General features: G+C 56.3%; 15 protein-coding genes. 6 read left to right on the top strand and 9 right to left on the bottom strand.

The genetic code is table 11. From position 1 onward, the window contains the following. Positions 1-455 precede the first annotated feature (455 nt). Positions 456-1754: an MATE family efflux transporter gene (locus G8770_RS20595; protein ID WP_208022414.1), complete on the top strand. Its 1299-nt coding sequence runs from the start codon at positions 456-458 to the stop codon at positions 1752-1754. Positions 1755-1919: 165 nt separating this feature from the next. Then, positions 1920-2708: a hypothetical protein gene (locus tag G8770_RS20590; protein ID WP_208022413.1), complete on the top strand. Its 789-nt coding sequence runs from the start codon at positions 1920-1922 to the stop codon at positions 2706-2708. A 97-nt stretch (positions 2709-2805) separates the two neighbouring features. On the opposite strand, the gene G8770_RS20585 is transcribed toward G8770_RS20590, so the two are convergent. Both G8770_RS20585 and prlC read right to left on the bottom strand, forming a co-directional pair. Beyond that, a complete protein-coding gene (locus G8770_RS20585) occupies positions 2806-3051 on the bottom strand; it encodes a YheV family putative zinc ribbon protein (protein WP_167191489.1) in 246 nt (81 codons plus the stop codon). Positions 3052-3254: 203 nt separating this feature from the next. Continuing rightward, positions 3255-5291 (bottom strand): oligopeptidase A, encoded by a 2037-nt coding sequence (gene prlC / locus G8770_RS20580; RefSeq protein ID WP_167191488.1) that lies wholly within the window; start codon positions 5289-5291, stop codon positions 3255-3257. Between the two features lie 358 nt (positions 5292-5649). Here prlC and G8770_RS20575 point away from each other — a divergent pair, with 358 nt between their 5' ends. Beyond that, positions 5650-6207: a gamma carbonic anhydrase family protein gene (locus G8770_RS20575; RefSeq protein WP_167191486.1), complete on the top strand. Its 558-nt coding sequence runs from the start codon at positions 5650-5652 to the stop codon at positions 6205-6207. A gap of 89 nt (positions 6208-6296) precedes the next feature. Here G8770_RS20575 and G8770_RS20570 read toward each other — a convergent pair whose 3' ends face one another. The 7 genes from G8770_RS20570 to G8770_RS20540 all read right to left on the bottom strand — a co-directional run bounded on the left by G8770_RS20570 (position 6297) and on the right by G8770_RS20540 (position 12801). After that, complete coding sequence (locus tag G8770_RS20570; RefSeq protein ID WP_167191484.1) at positions 6297-6791, bottom strand: bacteriohemerythrin; 495 nt, start codon at positions 6789-6791, stop codon at positions 6297-6299. Positions 6792-6818: 27 nt separating this feature from the next. Continuing rightward, positions 6819-7271: a bacteriohemerythrin gene (locus G8770_RS20565; RefSeq protein ID WP_167191482.1), complete on the bottom strand. Its 453-nt coding sequence runs from the start codon at positions 7269-7271 to the stop codon at positions 6819-6821. 204 nt (positions 7272-7475) lie between these two features. Further along, the gene (aroE, locus tag G8770_RS20560) at positions 7476-8303 is read right to left on the bottom strand and encodes a shikimate dehydrogenase (RefSeq protein ID WP_167191480.1); all 828 of its coding nucleotides are present in this window, start codon (positions 8301-8303) and stop codon (positions 7476-7478) included. Between the two features lie 115 nt (positions 8304-8418). Beyond that, positions 8419-9327, bottom strand: a complete 909-nt coding sequence (gene hemF, locus G8770_RS20555; RefSeq protein ID WP_167191478.1) for an oxygen-dependent coproporphyrinogen oxidase — start codon at positions 9325-9327, stop codon at positions 8419-8421. A 181-nt stretch (positions 9328-9508) separates the two neighbouring features. Further along, positions 9509-10078, bottom strand: a complete 570-nt coding sequence (tsaC, locus tag G8770_RS20550) for an L-threonylcarbamoyladenylate synthase type 1 TsaC (RefSeq protein WP_167191476.1) — start codon at positions 10076-10078, stop codon at positions 9509-9511. Positions 10079-10311: 233 nt separating this feature from the next. Next, on the bottom strand, positions 10312-11616 hold the full coding sequence (dprA, locus tag G8770_RS20545) for a DNA-processing protein DprA (RefSeq protein WP_167191474.1): 1305 nt from the start codon (positions 11614-11616) through the stop codon (positions 10312-10314). 165 nt (positions 11617-11781) lie between these two features. Beyond that, complete coding sequence (locus G8770_RS20540) at positions 11782-12801, bottom strand: LysM peptidoglycan-binding domain-containing protein (protein WP_167191471.1); 1020 nt, start codon at positions 12799-12801, stop codon at positions 11782-11784. 279 nt (positions 12802-13080) lie between these two features. Between G8770_RS20540 and def the strand changes: the two genes are divergently transcribed. The 3 genes from def (at position 13081) to rsmB (ending at position 15982) form a co-directional block, all read left to right on the top strand. Continuing rightward, positions 13081-13587 carry a peptide deformylase gene (gene def / locus G8770_RS20535; RefSeq protein ID WP_167191469.1) on the top strand — a complete coding sequence of 169 codons (507 nt, stop codon included), beginning with the start codon at positions 13081-13083 and terminating at the stop codon, positions 13585-13587. A gap of 97 nt (positions 13588-13684) precedes the next feature. Next, positions 13685-14638 carry a methionyl-tRNA formyltransferase gene (fmt, locus tag G8770_RS20530; protein ID WP_167191467.1) on the top strand — a complete coding sequence of 318 codons (954 nt, stop codon included), beginning with the start codon at positions 13685-13687 and terminating at the stop codon, positions 14636-14638. Next, on the top strand, positions 14639-15982 hold the full coding sequence (gene rsmB / locus G8770_RS20525; RefSeq protein WP_167191465.1) for a 16S rRNA (cytosine(967)-C(5))-methyltransferase RsmB: 1344 nt from the start codon (positions 14639-14641) through the stop codon (positions 15980-15982). Positions 15983-16110: the final 128 nt, after the last annotated feature.

The following is a 16110-nucleotide window of genomic DNA, read 5'->3' as shown; positions in this document are numbered from 1 at the left end:
CGCCTTTCATCTCCGTGTAGCTATTGTTTTTATCTTCTACTACGAGAGCTGGTGTACGCGGTCAAATCCCAACCGCAGGCACCTGGGCATTATCGAATTGTCTTGTTTGCATCAAGGCACAGGAAAACCTTTCACACTGATACATCTAGCGCGACCTGCTTTTTTACAGCGGGGAATACCAGCAACACTGTCGACGTCCAGGAGGTACATCCAACAAAAAATGCGGCAAATTGTCGCAACTACAACGTCCTTAGGTTAGTCATAGCGGTGAACAAGAGTCAATGTTTTTATTTCGATTCGCTCTGTCCACTTTTTGTACAATTCTAATTATTTCTGTTGAATTCAGTTGCTTAGCGAAGATTTCAGTACAATACGCTGCCGCCCTCCTGACAAAGTTACGCGACATGAATTTCCGCAAGTTACCCCATAAATCGGTTCTGGCCCTGGCGTGGCCCATGATATTAAGTAATATTTCCGTGCCTTTGCTGGGGTTGGTGGACACCGCGATTCTGGGCCACTTGCCTTCCCCCGTGTACCTCAGTGCCGTCGCATTGGGTGCCAGCCTGTTATCCATTGTATTTTGGGCGATGGGTTTTCTGCGCATGGGAACCACCAGTTTAGCGGCTCGCGCACAGGGCCAGCACCGCGCCCAAAAGCAGCCCGATGAACACGCCATGGCCTCTCTGTTGGTGCGCAGTGGCGTGCTGGCGCTGGCGCTTGGGCTGCTGTTGGTGATGTTTCGCACGCCCCTCATCAACACCGCATTAACCTGGATGGAACCTTCGGCCAGCACCGAAGCCCTAGCCCGCAGTTACAGCCACATTCGCCTGCTCAGTGCCCCGTTCGTGCTGACCACCATGGTCATACTCGGCTGGTTTATCGGGCGCCAGAATACCCGCGTGCCGCTGTTGGTGATGGTCGCCACCAACCTGGTCAACGTGATTCTCGACATGGTGTTCATCTGGGGGCTGAAGCTCAACAGCGATGGCGCCGCCCTGGCCACCGTGTGCGCTGACACACTGGGATTTGTCCTCGCCGCAGGCTGTGCCTTGCGCGCAAGCCCATCCCTGATCCGGCGGTTTACACGTTACCTGTCCTGCAACCTCGACGACTACCGGGAACTGCTGTCCATCAATCGCCACTTGTTCATTCGCACCCTCTGTTTGCTGCTGACCTTCGCGTTTTTTACTGCCCAAGGGGCTCAAATGGGTGACGACATCCTCGCCGCCAACGCCATTATTTTCCAATTGCTGATGCTCACGTCCTACAGCCTCGACGGCATTGCGCACGCCTCGGAAGCGCTGGCAGGTGACGCCGTCGGAGCACAAAACCCGCAGCGACTGGAAGCGATTGTGGTCACCACCGGGTTTTGGAGTGTGTTGATCGCGATGGCCATGTCGCTCAGCTTTAGCCTGGGACAAACCCTGATTATCCCGGTATTTACCGATATTGCGGCTGTCGCGCAGATATTGTCGGAATTTTATCATTGGGTTATTGTGTTGCCCCTGGCCTGTGTCTGGGCATTTTGGCTGGACGGTATTTTTATCGGCACTGGACGCACCAAAACAATGCAAAACGCCATGCTGGGTTGTTGTGTGTTGGTGTTTTTCCCCGTTTGGTGGGCCACTCAGGCCCTGCACAATAACGGATTGTGGATAGCGTTTACCCTGTTTAATGTTGCCCGTGGCGTCAGCTTGGGCTGGTGTACGATCCAGTTCTTGTCGCACAACCGCAATCGGCTGTCGCACAACTGAAACCGACTGCCACAAAAGTGAAAATTTAAAAAACATATAACAATTTGATCTGGTGGCCGGCTTGTTTTTATTCTTTTTTAGATTATCTTTTCTTTAACACTCAATAACTTCAGGCAGGGATGCATAAGTTTTTCTACACTTCTTACACAGCGAATAAAGATGTTCATGGATATTAAAGACGTGACAACGATTCGAGAGACCATCCAGCAGGCCAAGCTGCACGAAAGCAAAACTGGCCATCTGTCCCGACTCTTGCAGGATCAAATTCCCCAACTGCACAGTTCTATTCGCCTGCCCGAAGACAACGCGGAAGCCGCGCTGATTGACTTCATTACTCGCTATATCGAGCATGTGCCGGATTTCGTGGAAGCCATTTCCCACGTGACCAGCGAGGCCCAGGTGTTTGACTACGCCGAAACGTTTTTGCGCATCGCCAAAGATTACTTTCTGCACCCACCTGAATTCATGCAAGGGCATCTGGGTATGGACGCCTTAATGGATGAAGCCTATCTCGCCCATCGTTTGATGGAAGAAGTGAATGACCGCTTTATCGCCCATTGCGGCACCCCGCTGGCGCCGATGGACATGACCCGCTCAAACTTAATCGTGCACCATCTCATTGGCGAACCCTTTGCCAACCAGCTGGATCTCGCCGTGCAATATTCGGTCGAGCTGTGCATGAGTAAAGAAAAAGTCTTTGAACAAGCCGACTTCCAGCGCTACCTGAACACGCACCGTCAATCCGGGTGGCGCAAAGAACTCGAACAGTGGCCCTGCCTGGCAAAGGACCTGGAAATCCGCCTTGATTTCAGCGATCCCAAAACCGCTGAAACGACCCCGCAGTTGCCCGAACTGGAAACGACTGACGCCTCCCTGCACCAACCCGCCGAGATCAAACCCGGCAAAGCAAAAAGAAAAAAAGTCGTGCCGCATCACTCCGGCTCGCTGCATTAGTGTTTTAACACCGTCAGCCTGTTTTCACCGGCCGAGTTAAAGGTGTAAAAAACCCGAAAAAACGCGAACGTCATCATCAATGCGACCCACAGTCCTGCTATTGGCTGGACGTGGGTGGGAATTGAATGACCTGAACTTCCGCCTGCTTTTCGTCGTCTGTTTTGTTCACCCGGGTTTCCAGCTCGCGCGCTTTCGGAGCAAAATGCATCTCATCGGAGAAGCCGCAACTGACACACTCGCGGTAATCCTGACCGTCCTTGTTGTACACGACGATCTTATCCATCTCCGAACACTTGGGGCAGACAGCCCCGGCAATAAAGCGCTTTTTCCGATCAAAAGACATAACCACTCACTCACAAATTGTATCGACGTTTCAACGACGATCACCCTTAAAAACCGGTTGAAAGATTCAACACGGGGCGATCATCGGACTTTTCTACGCTGCCGGTCTCAGCCGACTTGCCTGAATCCGTATCCTTTGCCACATAGCCAACAGCTCTCGCCGCTGCGCCAATATTGACACGTTCACTGTCAAGGCATCATCAACTACACAATGCCACTGTGGCGCAACAGGGCTTCGGTGTTGGGCTCACGTCCGCGGAAATTTTTAAACAATTCCATGGCGTCTTTGGAGCCACCCATTTCCAAAATTTCTTTCAGGAAACTCCGGCCGGTTTCAACATTAAAAATCCCCTCCTCTTCAAAGCGGGCAAAGGCATCGCTGGACAGGACTTCAGCCCATTTATAGCTGTAATAACCGGCGGCGTAGCCGCCCGCGAAGATGTGACTGAAACTGTTCTGAAAGCGGTTAAAGGCCGGCGGTATGGCCACCGCAATTTCCTTGCGAATCTCATCCAACACCACCTGTACCGGGCGGGGACTGCCAGGGTTGTAATTGCGATGCAGGCGAAAATCGAACAGCGAAAATTCAATCTGCCGCAGCATCTGCATGGCGGATTGAAAGTTTTTGGCCGCCAGCAAATTGTTCAACAAGGTTTCCGGCAGCGGCTCCCCGCTTTCAAAGTGTCCCGAAATCATCGGGATGACCGACTTTTCCCAGCACCAGTTTTCCAAAAACTGGCTGGGTAACTCCACCGCATCCCACGCCACACCATTAATACCACTCACCGCCGCGGTACTGATTTTGGTGAGCATGTGGTGCAGGCCATGGCCAAACTCGTGAAACAGGGTCACCACCTCATCGTGGGTTAACAACGCCGGTTTGTCCCCCACCGCCGGGGTAAAGTTGCAGGTCAGGTAAGCCACCGGCAACTGCAAGCCCTCAGGTCCCTGCCGACGCACCCGGCACTCGTCCATCCAGGCGCCACCGCGCTTGTTGGCACGGGCGTACATGTCCAGGTAAAACCGGGCAATCACTTCGCCGTTTTGTTCAATTTCGTAAAAGCGCGCATCCTGATGCCAAACATCCGCCGTCTGTTGGCGAATGCGGATGCCAAACAACCGCGCCACCAGCTCGAACATACCCTCCACCACGGTTTCGGCCGGAAAATACGGGCGCAATTCTTCCTGGGAAATGGCGTATTTTTGCTGTTTCAGTTTTTCACTGTAATAGGCCTGATCCCAGGCCTGAAAATCCTCCACACCGTCACGACTTTTGGCAAAGGCTTTCAGCTCGTCATAATCCACCTGGGCTGCCGGCTTACTTTTTTCCGCCAGCTCCAGCAAAAAGGCCTCCACCTGATCGCAGCTCTCTGCCATCTTGGTCGCCAGAGAACGCTCGGCGTAGTTGTCAAACCCCAGCAGCTGCGCCAACTGGTGGCGCACTGATAATATTTCATCAATCAGCGGGGCATTGTCCCACTGCCCTGCCGTCGGCCCCTGATCCGAAGCGCGGGTACCGTAAGCGGTGTAGATCTCTTCGCGCAGCTGGCGATTGTCCGCGTGCATCATGACTGCCAGGTAAGAGGGGATATCCAGCGTGATCACATACCCGGACTCGGATTTTTCGTCGGCCGCCTGCCTGGCCAGCGCCAGCGCGTTGTCGGGCAATCCCGCCAGCTCTTCGGCACTCTCCAGGCGCTTGTACCAGCCCTGAGTCGCATCGAGAACATTGTTGGAAAACCGGGTATTCAATTCTGACAGCCGTTGTTTCAAGTCACTGTAGGTTTGCTTTTCCGCCTCCGGCAGATCCACGCCGGCGAGACGAAAATCGCGCAGGGCATGCTCGACCGAGGTGCGCTGGGGCTCTGACAATTGCGCAAACTGCTCGCTGTCGGCCAGCGCCTGATAAGCCTCGCACAGGGGCTTATTCTGACCCACTTCGGTGCCGTAAGCGGTCAGTTTGGCAATGCTGCTGGTATAGGCATCACGCAAGGCATCACTGTTCATCACAGCATTGAGGTGGCCGACCGGCGACCAGGCCTTGCTCAAGCGGTCATCCTGCTCTTCCAGCGGGGTGATCAGATTCTCCCAGCAAACCCCTTGCGTCTGTGCCTGCGCAACCACCGCCGAGAGGTTTTCGCGGCACTGTTGAATCAGGCTGTCGATGGCGGGCTCGACGTGCTCCGCCTGGATGGCGGAAAACGGGGGTAATGTGGGGTTGTCTAGTAATGGATTGGTCATAGAAAGAACACTCACCTCAAAATGGATCAAACGGGCACTCGGCCAGCCCGGAGCAACCGGCGGCCCTCAGCGGTTGTGGCCGGGAGCAGGTACCAGGTAGCAAGCCTCAAGTAACAGCGCCGCGAGCCGAACAGCGGCCCGCAAACAGGGGCCCCGCAGGGAATAGTCCTATGATACACCCCTTACCCGTGATTTTGGCGGAGTTTTGACCGGACAGCGGGGGGAATTTCAGACACAGGATATGCTAAAGTCACGGATCTTTCGTCTCGGGTGCCTCAGCCGCCAGCGCCATTGCACACGCATTGAATCTGAAGCCCCCGATGCCCCTGAAGACCCCATGAGGAAAGGAGCCATCTGCATGAGCCCGCACACGCCCGCCACACCCGTTACCCCTTTTCAGCGCATGACCCCGCAACTGGGTGAACGGGTCTATATCGACCCCAGCGCCCGCATCATTGGCGATGTTCACATCGGTAGCGACAGCTCAATCTGGCCCTTTGTTGCGGCGCGCGGGGACATGCATCGCATCCAGATCGGTGCGCGCACCAGCATTCAGGACAACACCGTATTGCACATCACCCACAAGGGTCCGTTCAATGCCGAGGGCTGGCCACTGACCATCGGCGACGACGTCACGGTCGGACACAGTGCCACCCTGCACGGTTGCACCATCGGCAACCGCGTGCTGATCGGTATTGGCTCTATCGTCCTGGACGGCGCCATCATAGAAGACGAAGTGGTGATTGGCGCCGGCACCCTGGTACCACCGGGCAAGCGGTTGGAAAGTGGCTATCTCTACGTTGGCTCACCCTGTAAAAAAGCCCGCCCACTGACCGACAAGGAAAGGAGCTTTTTTACGTATTCGGCCAACAACTATGTGAAATTGAAAGATCAATATCTGGCCGGGATTGAATAACCCCGACGGCAGGTGTTACCCACGCGCCGCTGGATGCAGGACGTTCCTGAGAGCGGCGCTTGTGGTTACCGTGGCTAGTCCATTCAGCCTTATTGAAAATGCCGGGACAGGGCTTGCTGCACCCAGTGCCGGTGTTTATCCGGCTCGATACCGAGCAGTTTGTGTTTCACCAGCTCCGCATAGCGCTTGTCCTCAGTCATGATGTGCTCGATCAACCAGTGCTGCAACACACTGGCGAGCCTCTGACTCACCTCTTCACCCTGGTCAAAGCGCGCTTTGAGGCTGCCAATCAACTCGGAAAACTGCCGATGTACCAATTGATGCTCCGACAATTCCGGGTACTCTGCCTCTTCCATCAGCGCCTCTTCAAAGGCCAGGTGCGACAGGGTGTAGTCCACCAGACTGGCCAGCACCGCTTTCAAATCGGCAGTGTCTGCGTCCGTAACCTCAACAGACCCGCAAGTCCCCTGTGCCTTTAAAGAAATGTCGTAAATCTGGTTAATGTAGTCGACGATGCGCTGATGCTGATGATCAATGATATCAATGCCCAGCTCAAACTCCTTAGACCAAACAAAACGCGACATATTTCCTCCTGCCAAGTGATGGTGTGATCAACCGAATAAACGGCTCATCCAACTGCCGGATTTTGCTTTAACCCGCTTCGTCGCCTCATTCATGTTGTCTTTCACCACACCGGTATAATCACGGTCATCGTGCTTGATGTGATTCACCAACCAGGTCTTCAGCGTGTGGGTTAATTCTTCGGTCACGTCTTCCCCGGCTTTGGCGCGCTGCTGATAGCCCTGCACACGCCGGGTAAACAATGCGTGCACTTTTTTGTGCGCTTTGGTGAAGGGGTAACCGGCTTCTTCGATCAACGATTCTTCAAACTCAAAATGCGACAGGGTGTAATCAACCAGTTCATCCAGAACCACCAGCAGTTCCTTTTGACTGTGATGCTGATGGGCCAATTCCACACCGTTGATGTATTCAACAATGCGCTGGTGTTGACTGTCTATTACCGGAATACCGATTTCCAGATCCGACGACCACTGTAACGACATGAGCAGAACCTCCTTACCACTGAATGTAGGGAGATTTTACGAAAAGCCACTGGCGTCTAATTAGACATAGATCAACTAAAATTCAGAATTTCGACGGCATCCATCGAAACATTCTGATTTACAAGGAAAAGCGCTGGGGAAAAACACCAGCCACCGCCGACGCATTTTGGCGGCATTGGCTATCGGTGAACTTCACACTGGATTTTAGGAATGGATCAGTTGCGCACGCAACGACTGGATCACCGGTGCAACCTCCGGTTTCACTCTGCGCCAGAGGTAAAAAGCTTCAGCGGCCTGACCCACCAACATGCCCAAGCCGTCAGCCACCGAGGTTGCGCCGTGCGCACTGGCCCACTGCATAAAGACTGTCGGTTCGGCACCGTACATCATGTCATAACAGACCGCCTGTTCACTCAGCAGATGTTCGGGCAGAGGCGGCAGGTCACCCGACAAGCTGGCTGAGGTGCCATTAATCACCACATCAAACTGCTGGCCGGCCAGATCCGCAAAACCACAGGCCTGCACCTTGCCATAACGTTTAAACTCGCGCACTAACGTCAGGGCCTTGGCCACCGTGCGATTGGCAATCACCACCTTGGTGGGCTCTTGCTCCAGCAACGGCTGCAGTACACCGCGCACCGCACCGCCAGCGCCGAGCAGCAGTACGGTTTTGTCTTTCAATGACCAGCCCAGGTGATTGACGATGTCCGACACCATCCCCTGACCGTCGGTGTTGTCGCCCAAAATATCGCCGTTATCCAGCGCTTTTAACGTGTTCACCGCGCCCGCGTTGCGGGCGCGCTCGGTCAACCGGGTGGCAAACTGAAACGCCTCCAGCTTAAACGGTACGGTGATGTTTAAGCCACAGCCGCCCTCCGCGAAAAACGCTTTGGCCGCATCGGCAAAACCGTTCACCGGCACCAATTGTTTTTCATAATTCAGTGACTCGCCGGTTTGGTTGGCGAACTGCTGATGAATTTGCGGTGACTTTGATTGCGCGATGGGATTGCCATACACTCGGTACTGATCCATGAAACTATCCGTTAAAAAAAACAACTGCCCCTCACAACAAACGCACTGTCGATAACCCCAAAACGGGCTGGTAACGACAGCACGAGCCCTTAATCATGGGGCGGGCTGTAAAACCTTAAACCCATTCCCGCGGCTGTAAAAACACCTCGGTTAACTCGGCTTCCGCCGAGCCCGGCTCAGGCTGCCAATCGTACTCCCAGCGCACCAGGGGTGGCAGGGACATTAAAATGGATTCCGTGCGTCCTCCGGTTTGCAAACCAAACAGGGTACCGCGGTCAAACACCAGATTGAACTCCACATAACGGCCACGGCGATACAGCTGGAACTGTCGCTGCTGCTCGGTGTACTCAAGGTGCTTGCGCTTGGCGATGATCGGACAATAAGCCGGCGCGTAGCTGTCCCCAACGGAACGCATAAACGCAAAACTTTGCTCAAAGCCCAGTTCATTAAAATCATCAAAAAACAAACCGCCCACACCGCGTGGCTCGTTGCGATGCTTGAGGTAAAAATACTCATCGCACCATTTTTTGAAACGCGGGTAGATATCTTCACCGAATGGCGCACAGGCCTCTTTGGCCGTCTGATGCCAATACTGACAATCTTCGAGGTTGCCGTAATACGGGGTCAGGTCGTAGCCACCACCAAACCACCACACCGGTTCCTCGCCCTCTTTCTCGGCAATGAAAAAGCGCACATTGGCGTGGCTGGTCGGCACCATCGGATTGCGCGGGTGAATCACCAGCGAGACGCCCATGGCCTCAAAGGAACGGCCAGCCAGCTCCGGCCGATGCTGCGTCGCGGAAGCGGGCATTTCGGTCCCATGCACATGGGAGAAGTTGACTCCGCCTTTTTCTATCACCGCGCCGTCGACCAAAACCCGCGAACGGCCACCGCCGCCGCCTTCGCGTTCCCAGCTGTCTTCCACAAAGCGGCCCTCGCCATCTTCGGCTTCCAACTGACGGCAAATGCTGTCCTGCAGCGACAGCAGGTATTGTTTAACGGCTTCTTTATCCGGTTGGCTCATAATTACCTCGGTTTGTGTCTTCGGGATCCAGCCTTTGGACTGATGTTGATGCTTTCGTGGTCGGCATTTTGCCTGTTCAGCCACGGTGTCAGTTTGCGATACATCAAACAGACCCCTTTAACCCAAAAAACAATTTCAATTTACCCCCATCACCTCTTCACTGCGCCGGAGAGGGTCGGCTCTAGCTGGCGCGCACCACCTGACCGGTCACCAGGTCGCGAATCTGGGTCGGTTTGGCCTGTGCCCCCACCGCGCCCGGAGTCACCATGGCCACACTGTCACCGAAATACTGGCGGACCTTCCACTGGTGCAGGGCCGGAGACTTGCCCTGGGGGTTGGCCGAGGTGGACACAATGGGCCCGCCGAAAGCACGGCACAACCCCGCCACCAGCGGGTGCGCACTCACCCGCAACGCCACACCGCTGTACTGCCCCTTGATCCACTCGGGGATCTGGTTGTCGATATCCGGCACAATCCAGGTGTTGGGACCCGGCCAGGAAGCGCGCAGGGTCTGCTGCTGCTCCGGGGTCAGCGGACGCAGATAATCGGCAAACTGTTCCACGTCGGCGGCCACCAGAATCATGCCCTTTTCATAATCCCGTTTTTTCAGCGCCAGCAGCTTGTACACTGCCTGCTCGTCAAACGGGGAGCACCCAAGGCCCCACACCGCTTCAGTGGGGTAGGCAATAATCTCACCGCTCCACAATAAGTCGGCGGCACGTTGAATACTGGGGTGGCGGGACCAATCCATCTTTGTTGAACCTGTAGTTTCTAGTTTCTAGTTTCTAGTTTCTAGTTTCTAGTTTCTAGTTTCTAGTTTCTAGGGAATTGTGGGGCCGGGTCTCACCCTGCGCCAATGTGGGTGCGCGGCAACTTACCTTAACTCCCGTCAATGCACAACTTGTCGCAGCCCTGACACCGGTTTAACGCCATCACGCCACCCTGGCAATGAGCCTCACACCTGTTGATGATACCAGAAGCGGCTCACCCCAGGCGCACCACGTTCCCCCCCTCCTGAGAGATCAGCCCGCGCAACTCCAGCTGCATCAGGGTCGCCAGCAGCTCCGGCGTAGCCCACGACAAGCGAGCGAGCAGCTCATCAAAATCACACACATCAAACCCCAGCGCTTTCAGTAAAGCCGCCTCGGCACGGGTCAAGCCGGCCAACCGCTCTTCCGCAGCCGGTTCCCCCCCTGCCGGCAACGGTAGAGGTAGAGGAGCGTGACGAAAGTCACGGGTGACGGTATTCGAGGCCCACCCCCGCAACTCTCGAGCGATGTCCTCGGCGGTTTCCACCAGCGTGGCGCCATCGCGAATCAGGTGGTGGCAACCACGGCTGAGCGGATTGTGAATGGAGCCCGGGATGGCAAAGACTTCGCGATTTTGCTCCAGCGCGCAGCGCGCGGTGATCAACGAGCCGCTTTTCAACGCTGCCTCAACCACCACCACGCCCAGGCTCAAGCCACTGATAATGCGATTGCGTCGCGGGAAGTTGCCACTGTGCGCCGGGGTGCCCGGGGGGAATTCCGTGACCAGCACGCCACCCGCGGCGACGATGTCATCCGCCATCCCCCGGTGTCGGGCGGGGTACACTCGATCAATGCCGGTGCCCATCACCGCTATCGTCGCCCCACCGCCAGCCAGGGCGCCCTGATGCGCACAGGCATCAATACCCTGTGCCAGGCCACTGGTCACCCCCAGCCCCACGCTGGCCAGATAGCGGGCGAAATGCCGGGCGGTGTCTTTACCGTTGAGCGTGCCATGCCGGCTGCCGACAAAGGCAATTTGCGGCATGTTTAACGCCTCTACCGAGCCCCGCAAATAGAGTACCGGTGGCGCTTGTGAGATTACCGCCAACAGCTCCGGGTAACGCAGGTCTTCATGGGTCAGGATGGTCACCCCGCGTTCGGCCAACGCCTGGTGCCGCTCCGCAAACAGCCGCCAACTCTGGCTGTCGGTACGGTGGCGATAAAAGTCGCGCAACGGACTGTGGCTGGGTGCCGGAAAGAACGGCAACAAACTGTCCAGTGGCTGTGTCAGCAACCGCCCCAGCGGCAGGGATTGCTGGCGCAATTGCCAGTAGCGGGCCACGCCGAAACCGGGCAGCGATAACAGAAACGGAATTAACCAGCACGGGTCATCACCGGATGACGATGACCACGGGCTGAGGGGTTCAACCCCACCCTCTGTCCCTATCCCAGGCTCAGCGTCGCTCTCACCGTTGCGGTCAACATTGCGATCAATACCGGTATCCACACCGTCCCGACACCCGGTCTCTCCCTTCCCCATGACCTTATCCTTAAGAGCAATTGTTCCGTTGGTCAGGATGGTAGAGCAATTAGGCGCGGTCAGATAAAAGAAAACCCCCTCAACCGGAGCTGAGGGGGTTTATAGGGATCGTTGTTGGTACTTTTGAACGATGTTGCTGCAAAAAGCGGTCTGTTAAAGAGCGCCTTATGGGCGATGAACCTTATCCAGTACCGCCAGCGGACGATCCGCCTCCAGCACCAGTGCAAAGCTCATTTTCTCAAACGTGCGGAACACCATCAGCAAGCCGGCTTTCTCTTCCGGCAACTTGACCACATCGCCCTTAACCCGGTCACGAATGACGCCACCGTCTTTAAAAATGGCCATCACGTTGCCGATGGCAACGCCTTCGCGCTCACCGCGGTTAATGGCCACCACGTCCATGCGACCCACCTGGCTCACCCCCCCTTCCACGGCCATGATCACACCGGAAATGTCTTCAACGGGGACCGAGGGGAAGAAGGTCGAATCAATGGCTCGCTCTTCATTCGGCAACAGGCGATCGGCAATGCGGATTTCTTCCGTGGTGCGGGTCACGGCAAAAGTACCCACCTCACCCTGCTCTTTCTCCAGCTTCACCGTACCGATGTCCAGCGCCTGCAAACCCAGCAGCTCATTGGTCTCGGGGTCGATAAAACGCTGGCCCGCACGGTAAACACCGTAGGTCTTGATGCCATCGCTGAAATCGCCACGCGCGTAAAGGTCATCGCCTTCACCCACCACCAGGTGCTGCTCGGCACCGGTCAGGACATGAGGCGCCGCATCCAGCTCGGCAGAGGTCACCACCCGGCTGCGACTCAGGAAATTGTTGATGGCATCCAGAGGAATCGCCGGAATGGCCTCATCCAGAGGCGTCGCTCTCACCTTGGGCGACAGCTTCACCACACGCTTGCCGCGCTCCACGGTCAGCCGCGGCTTGCCGTCGAGGTAGATGAGGGTGATGTCATCCCCCGGATAAATCAGGTGTGGGTTTTCGATTTGTGGATTAACATGCCATATTTCTGGCCACATCCACGGATTTTGCAGAAAGGTTTCGGAGATATCCCACAATGTATCCCCCTTAACCACGGTGTAGCGGTCGGGGTGAGTGTCCTTTAAACGCACCTCATCGGCCAGTGCTGACACAGATAAGCACAGGGCAAAGAAGGCAAATACTAGTTTTTTCATAGAAACCGATCCTGTTTGTTCGGTCCGCAGGCCGTTAAACGTTATAATGGCGGTGCTAAACGTTACAATGACTTAGCGAACACTGGTGCTGGTTCCATTTGCTCAGGAAAAGACACAGTCGCTTGCGACCCCATGACTTCTCCCGAACTCTTGTTGCTATATATAGAGTATTCGACGAGCAGCCCTTGGAAATCACCAGCTCCAACACGTAAATGCTGTATGATTCATAATGTTAGCAGCGCTTGTTACCTTTTTACTAGAAGTTTGTCACAAAGGCTTATGGCTATATTAAACATTCTCGAATTTCCAGACCCTCGACTGCGTACCGAGGCCAAACCCGTCGACCAGGTGGATGATTCTATCCGTCAATTGATTGAAGATATGTTTGAAACCATGTACGACGCCCCCGGTATTGGTCTGGCTGCCACCCAGGTCAATGTGCACAAGCAGGTGGTGGTGATGGATATTTCCGAAGATGGCAACGATCCGTTGGTGTTCATCAACCCGGAAGTCACCGTACTCGACGACAGCACCCGGCCATACGATGAAGGCTGCCTGTCCGTGCCCGGTTTTTATGAAACCGTTGAGCGGCCTTCCAACATCATCGTCAAGGCGCTCGATCGCAACGGTGAACCGTTCACCCTGGAGCCGGACGGTCTGTTGGCGACCTGTATTCAGCACGAGCTGGACCACCTCAAAGGCAAACTGTTTGTCGACTACGTGTCGCCGGTAAAACGCCAGCGCATCCGTAAAAAGCTCGAAAAGGCCCATCGTCAGCAAGCCTAGCGCCTCGGGTTAGCCAAGCGAAACACAAGGGAAGGACGACTTCCCTTTTTTGTAACAAGACGCTCTTTATACACAACGAATTACCGACGGATACCCCATGCGACTGATCTTTGCCGGCACCCCAGACTTTGCCGCCCATCACCTGCAATGCCTTATCGACAGCGATCACGAGATAGTGGGCGTTTACACACAACCCGATCGCCCGGCCGGTCGCGGCAAGAAACTGGTGGCCAGCCCGGTCAAGCAACTGGCGCAACAACACGGCCTGACGGTGTTACAGCCCGTCAATTTCAAAGAGGAAGGAGCCCTCAACACCCTCACCGAGCTCAACGCCGATGTCATGGTGGTGGTGGCCTACGGCCTGCTCTTGCCGCAAGCCGTGCTGGATGCCCCGCGCTTTGGCTGCATTAATGTTCACGCTTCTTTATTACCCCGCTGGCGGGGTGCCGCCCCTATTCAGCGTGCCATTGCCGCCGGCGACCGCGAAACCGGCATCACCATCATGCAAATGGACATCGGCCTCGATACCGGTGACATGCTGATCAAGACCATCTGCCCCATCGCTGCCGATGACACCGGTGGCAGTCTGCACGACAAGCTGCTGCAGCAAGGCGGCCCGGCGTTGTTGCAGGCGTTACAGCAGATCGAACACCACACGCTGGCACCGGAAAAACAGGATGACCGCCTCGCCTGCTACGCCTCCAAATTGACGAAAGAAGAAGCCGCCATCGACTGGACCCAGCCGGCATCGGTTCTCTATGACCAGATTCGCGCCTTTAACCCCTTCCCCGTGGCCTACTTCAGTCAGGGGAAAGACCGAATTCGGGTGTGGGGCTGCGCCGTGGAGGACACCCCGGCGGCAACCAAGCACACCGCCGGCGCCATTGTGAGCGCCGACAACCAGGGCATTGTGGTCGCCTGCGGCGAAGGAGCCCTGCGCCTCACGCAGCTGCAGTTGCCGGGCAAAAAAGCCCTCTCAGTACGCGACATCCTCAATGGCCACGGCGACCGTTTTGCCGTCGGCAGCCAGCTCACGGGCAGTCAACCGTAAATGAGTGCCGAGACCAGTCAGAAAAAACCGCGCCCGGTGCGAGCCCAGGCCGCTCTCACCCTGGCGGCGGTACTGCAGCAACAGGCGTCGCTGGCAAGTCTGATGGCCCCCGCGGCGGAACGTGTGGACGACAAGGAGCAGCCGCTGTTGCAGGAGCTGTGCTTTGGTACCTGCCGCTGGCAGCCACAACTGCAATCGATCCTCAATCGCCTGCTGGAAAAGCCGCTCAAGGCCAAAGACAGTGATATCCACGCGCTCTTGCTACTGGGTTTGTACCAGCTCAAATACCTGCGGGTACCGGACCACGCCGCCATCAACACCACGGTTGCCGCCTGCAAGGCGCTGAAAAAACCCTGGGCCGAAAAGCTGGTAAACGGTGTCCTGCGGCGCTATCAACGCGAGCGGGAAGCGCTGGAAGACGCGCTAAAGAAGAGCCCCGCCTTTACCACCGCGCACCCCAACTGGTTGCGCAAACACATCGAGAACTTCTGGCCGGAACAGGCCGCGGACATCTTCGCGGCGAACAACGCCCACCCACCGTTTACCCTGCGACTGAATCTCGCTCAGCACGACCGGCCCAGCTACCAGCAAAAATTGAAGACGATTGGGCAGGACAGCCGCCTGACCCCGTTCAGCCCTTTTGGCATCACCCTCAACAGCGCCTGCGATGTGAATAAGCTGCCGGGCTTCCAGCACGGCCAGCTCAGCGTTCAGGATGAAGCGGCGCAACTGGCCGCCGGACTGCTGCAGCTGCAACCGGGCCAGCGGGTGCTGGATGCCTGCTGTGCACCCGGCGGCAAAACCGGGCACATTCTCGAGCTGGGTAGTCAATTGAGCTCGCCCCTCAGGGAAGTGGTGGCGCTCGATCTGGAGGCGCGGCGCCTGGAACGGGTAAAAGACAACCTGCAGCGCCTGCAGCAAACCGCAACAATCATCTGCTCCGATGCACTGGCGGTAGACGACTGGTGGGATGGCGACACCTTTGATCGCATCCTGCTGGACGCCCCCTGTTCGGCAACCGGGGTCATTCGTCGCCACCCGGACATCAAACTGCTGCGCAATGCCGAAGATATTGCTAAGCTTGCGGCATTGCAGCTAAAGATTTTACGCGCCATTTGGCCCACCCTGAAGCCCGGCGGCCGGCTGGTGTACGCCACCTGTTCGCTCTTGCCCACAGAGAACACTCGGGTTATTGAGCAGTTTATTGCGGCACAGCCGGATGCCGAACACGACGTTATTGACGCCCCGTGGGGAATCGCCCAAACCTGTGGCCGGCAACTGTTGCCGCAGCTCGAAGGCCACGATGGGTTTTATTATGCGTGTCTGCACAAAACGCGCCGCTGAGGGCAAGACAGGGCCGTCGTTGGGACAAGCCATGACACGACACCGGTAAGGTAAACTGGGCAGGCGCACGGATAGATAGGCGCACGGATAGACAGGTGACCTGAGAAACAGGACGGGTTCAACAGACC

Origin of the sequence: Pseudomaricurvus hydrocarbonicus, from assembly GCF_011602365.1 — a bacterium.
Classification (GTDB): Bacteria; Pseudomonadota; Gammaproteobacteria; order Pseudomonadales; family Cellvibrionaceae; genus Pseudomaricurvus; species Pseudomaricurvus hydrocarbonicus.
The sequence above is the reverse complement of the archived record's forward strand: the minus strand, read 5'-3'. Positions and strand labels throughout refer to the sequence as shown.

Bases quoted from the DNA above. Each gene is read 5' to 3' on its own strand.
- G8770_RS20575 (WP_167191486.1), top strand. From the start codon at position 5,650: ATGAGCCCGCACACGCCCGCCACACCCGTTACCCCTTTTCAGCGCATG.
- G8770_RS20540 (WP_167191471.1), bottom strand. From the start codon at position 12,801: ATGAAAAAACTAGTATTTGCCTTCTTTGCCCTGTGCTTATCTGTGTCA.
- def (WP_167191469.1), top strand. From the start codon at position 13,081: ATGGCTATATTAAACATTCTCGAATTTCCAGACCCTCGACTGCGTACC.
- rsmB (WP_167191465.1), top strand. From the start codon at position 14,639: ATGAGTGCCGAGACCAGTCAGAAAAAACCGCGCCCGGTGCGAGCCCAG.
- tsaC (WP_167191476.1), bottom strand. From the start codon at position 10,078: ATGGATTGGTCCCGCCACCCCAGTATTCAACGTGCCGCCGACTTATTG.
- G8770_RS20595 (WP_208022414.1), top strand. From the start codon at position 456: ATGATATTAAGTAATATTTCCGTGCCTTTGCTGGGGTTGGTGGACACC.
- G8770_RS20570 (WP_167191484.1), bottom strand. From the start codon at position 6,791: ATGTCGCGTTTTGTTTGGTCTAAGGAGTTTGAGCTGGGCATTGATATC.
- fmt (WP_167191467.1), top strand. From the start codon at position 13,685: ATGCGACTGATCTTTGCCGGCACCCCAGACTTTGCCGCCCATCACCTG.
- hemF (WP_167191478.1), bottom strand. From the start codon at position 9,327: ATGAGCCAACCGGATAAAGAAGCCGTTAAACAATACCTGCTGTCGCTG.
- dprA (WP_167191474.1), bottom strand. From the start codon at position 11,616: ATGGGGAAGGGAGAGACCGGGTGTCGGGACGGTGTGGATACCGGTATT.
- prlC (WP_167191488.1), bottom strand. From the start codon at position 5,291: ATGACCAATCCATTACTAGACAACCCCACATTACCCCCGTTTTCCGCC.
- G8770_RS20565 (WP_167191482.1), bottom strand. From the start codon at position 7,271: ATGTCGTTACAGTGGTCGTCGGATCTGGAAATCGGTATTCCGGTAATA.
- aroE (WP_167191480.1), bottom strand. From the start codon at position 8,303: ATGGATCAGTACCGAGTGTATGGCAATCCCATCGCGCAATCAAAGTCA.
- G8770_RS20590 (WP_208022413.1), top strand. From the start codon at position 1,920: ATGGATATTAAAGACGTGACAACGATTCGAGAGACCATCCAGCAGGCC.
- G8770_RS20585 (WP_167191489.1), bottom strand. From the start codon at position 3,051: ATGTCTTTTGATCGGAAAAAGCGCTTTATTGCCGGGGCTGTCTGCCCC.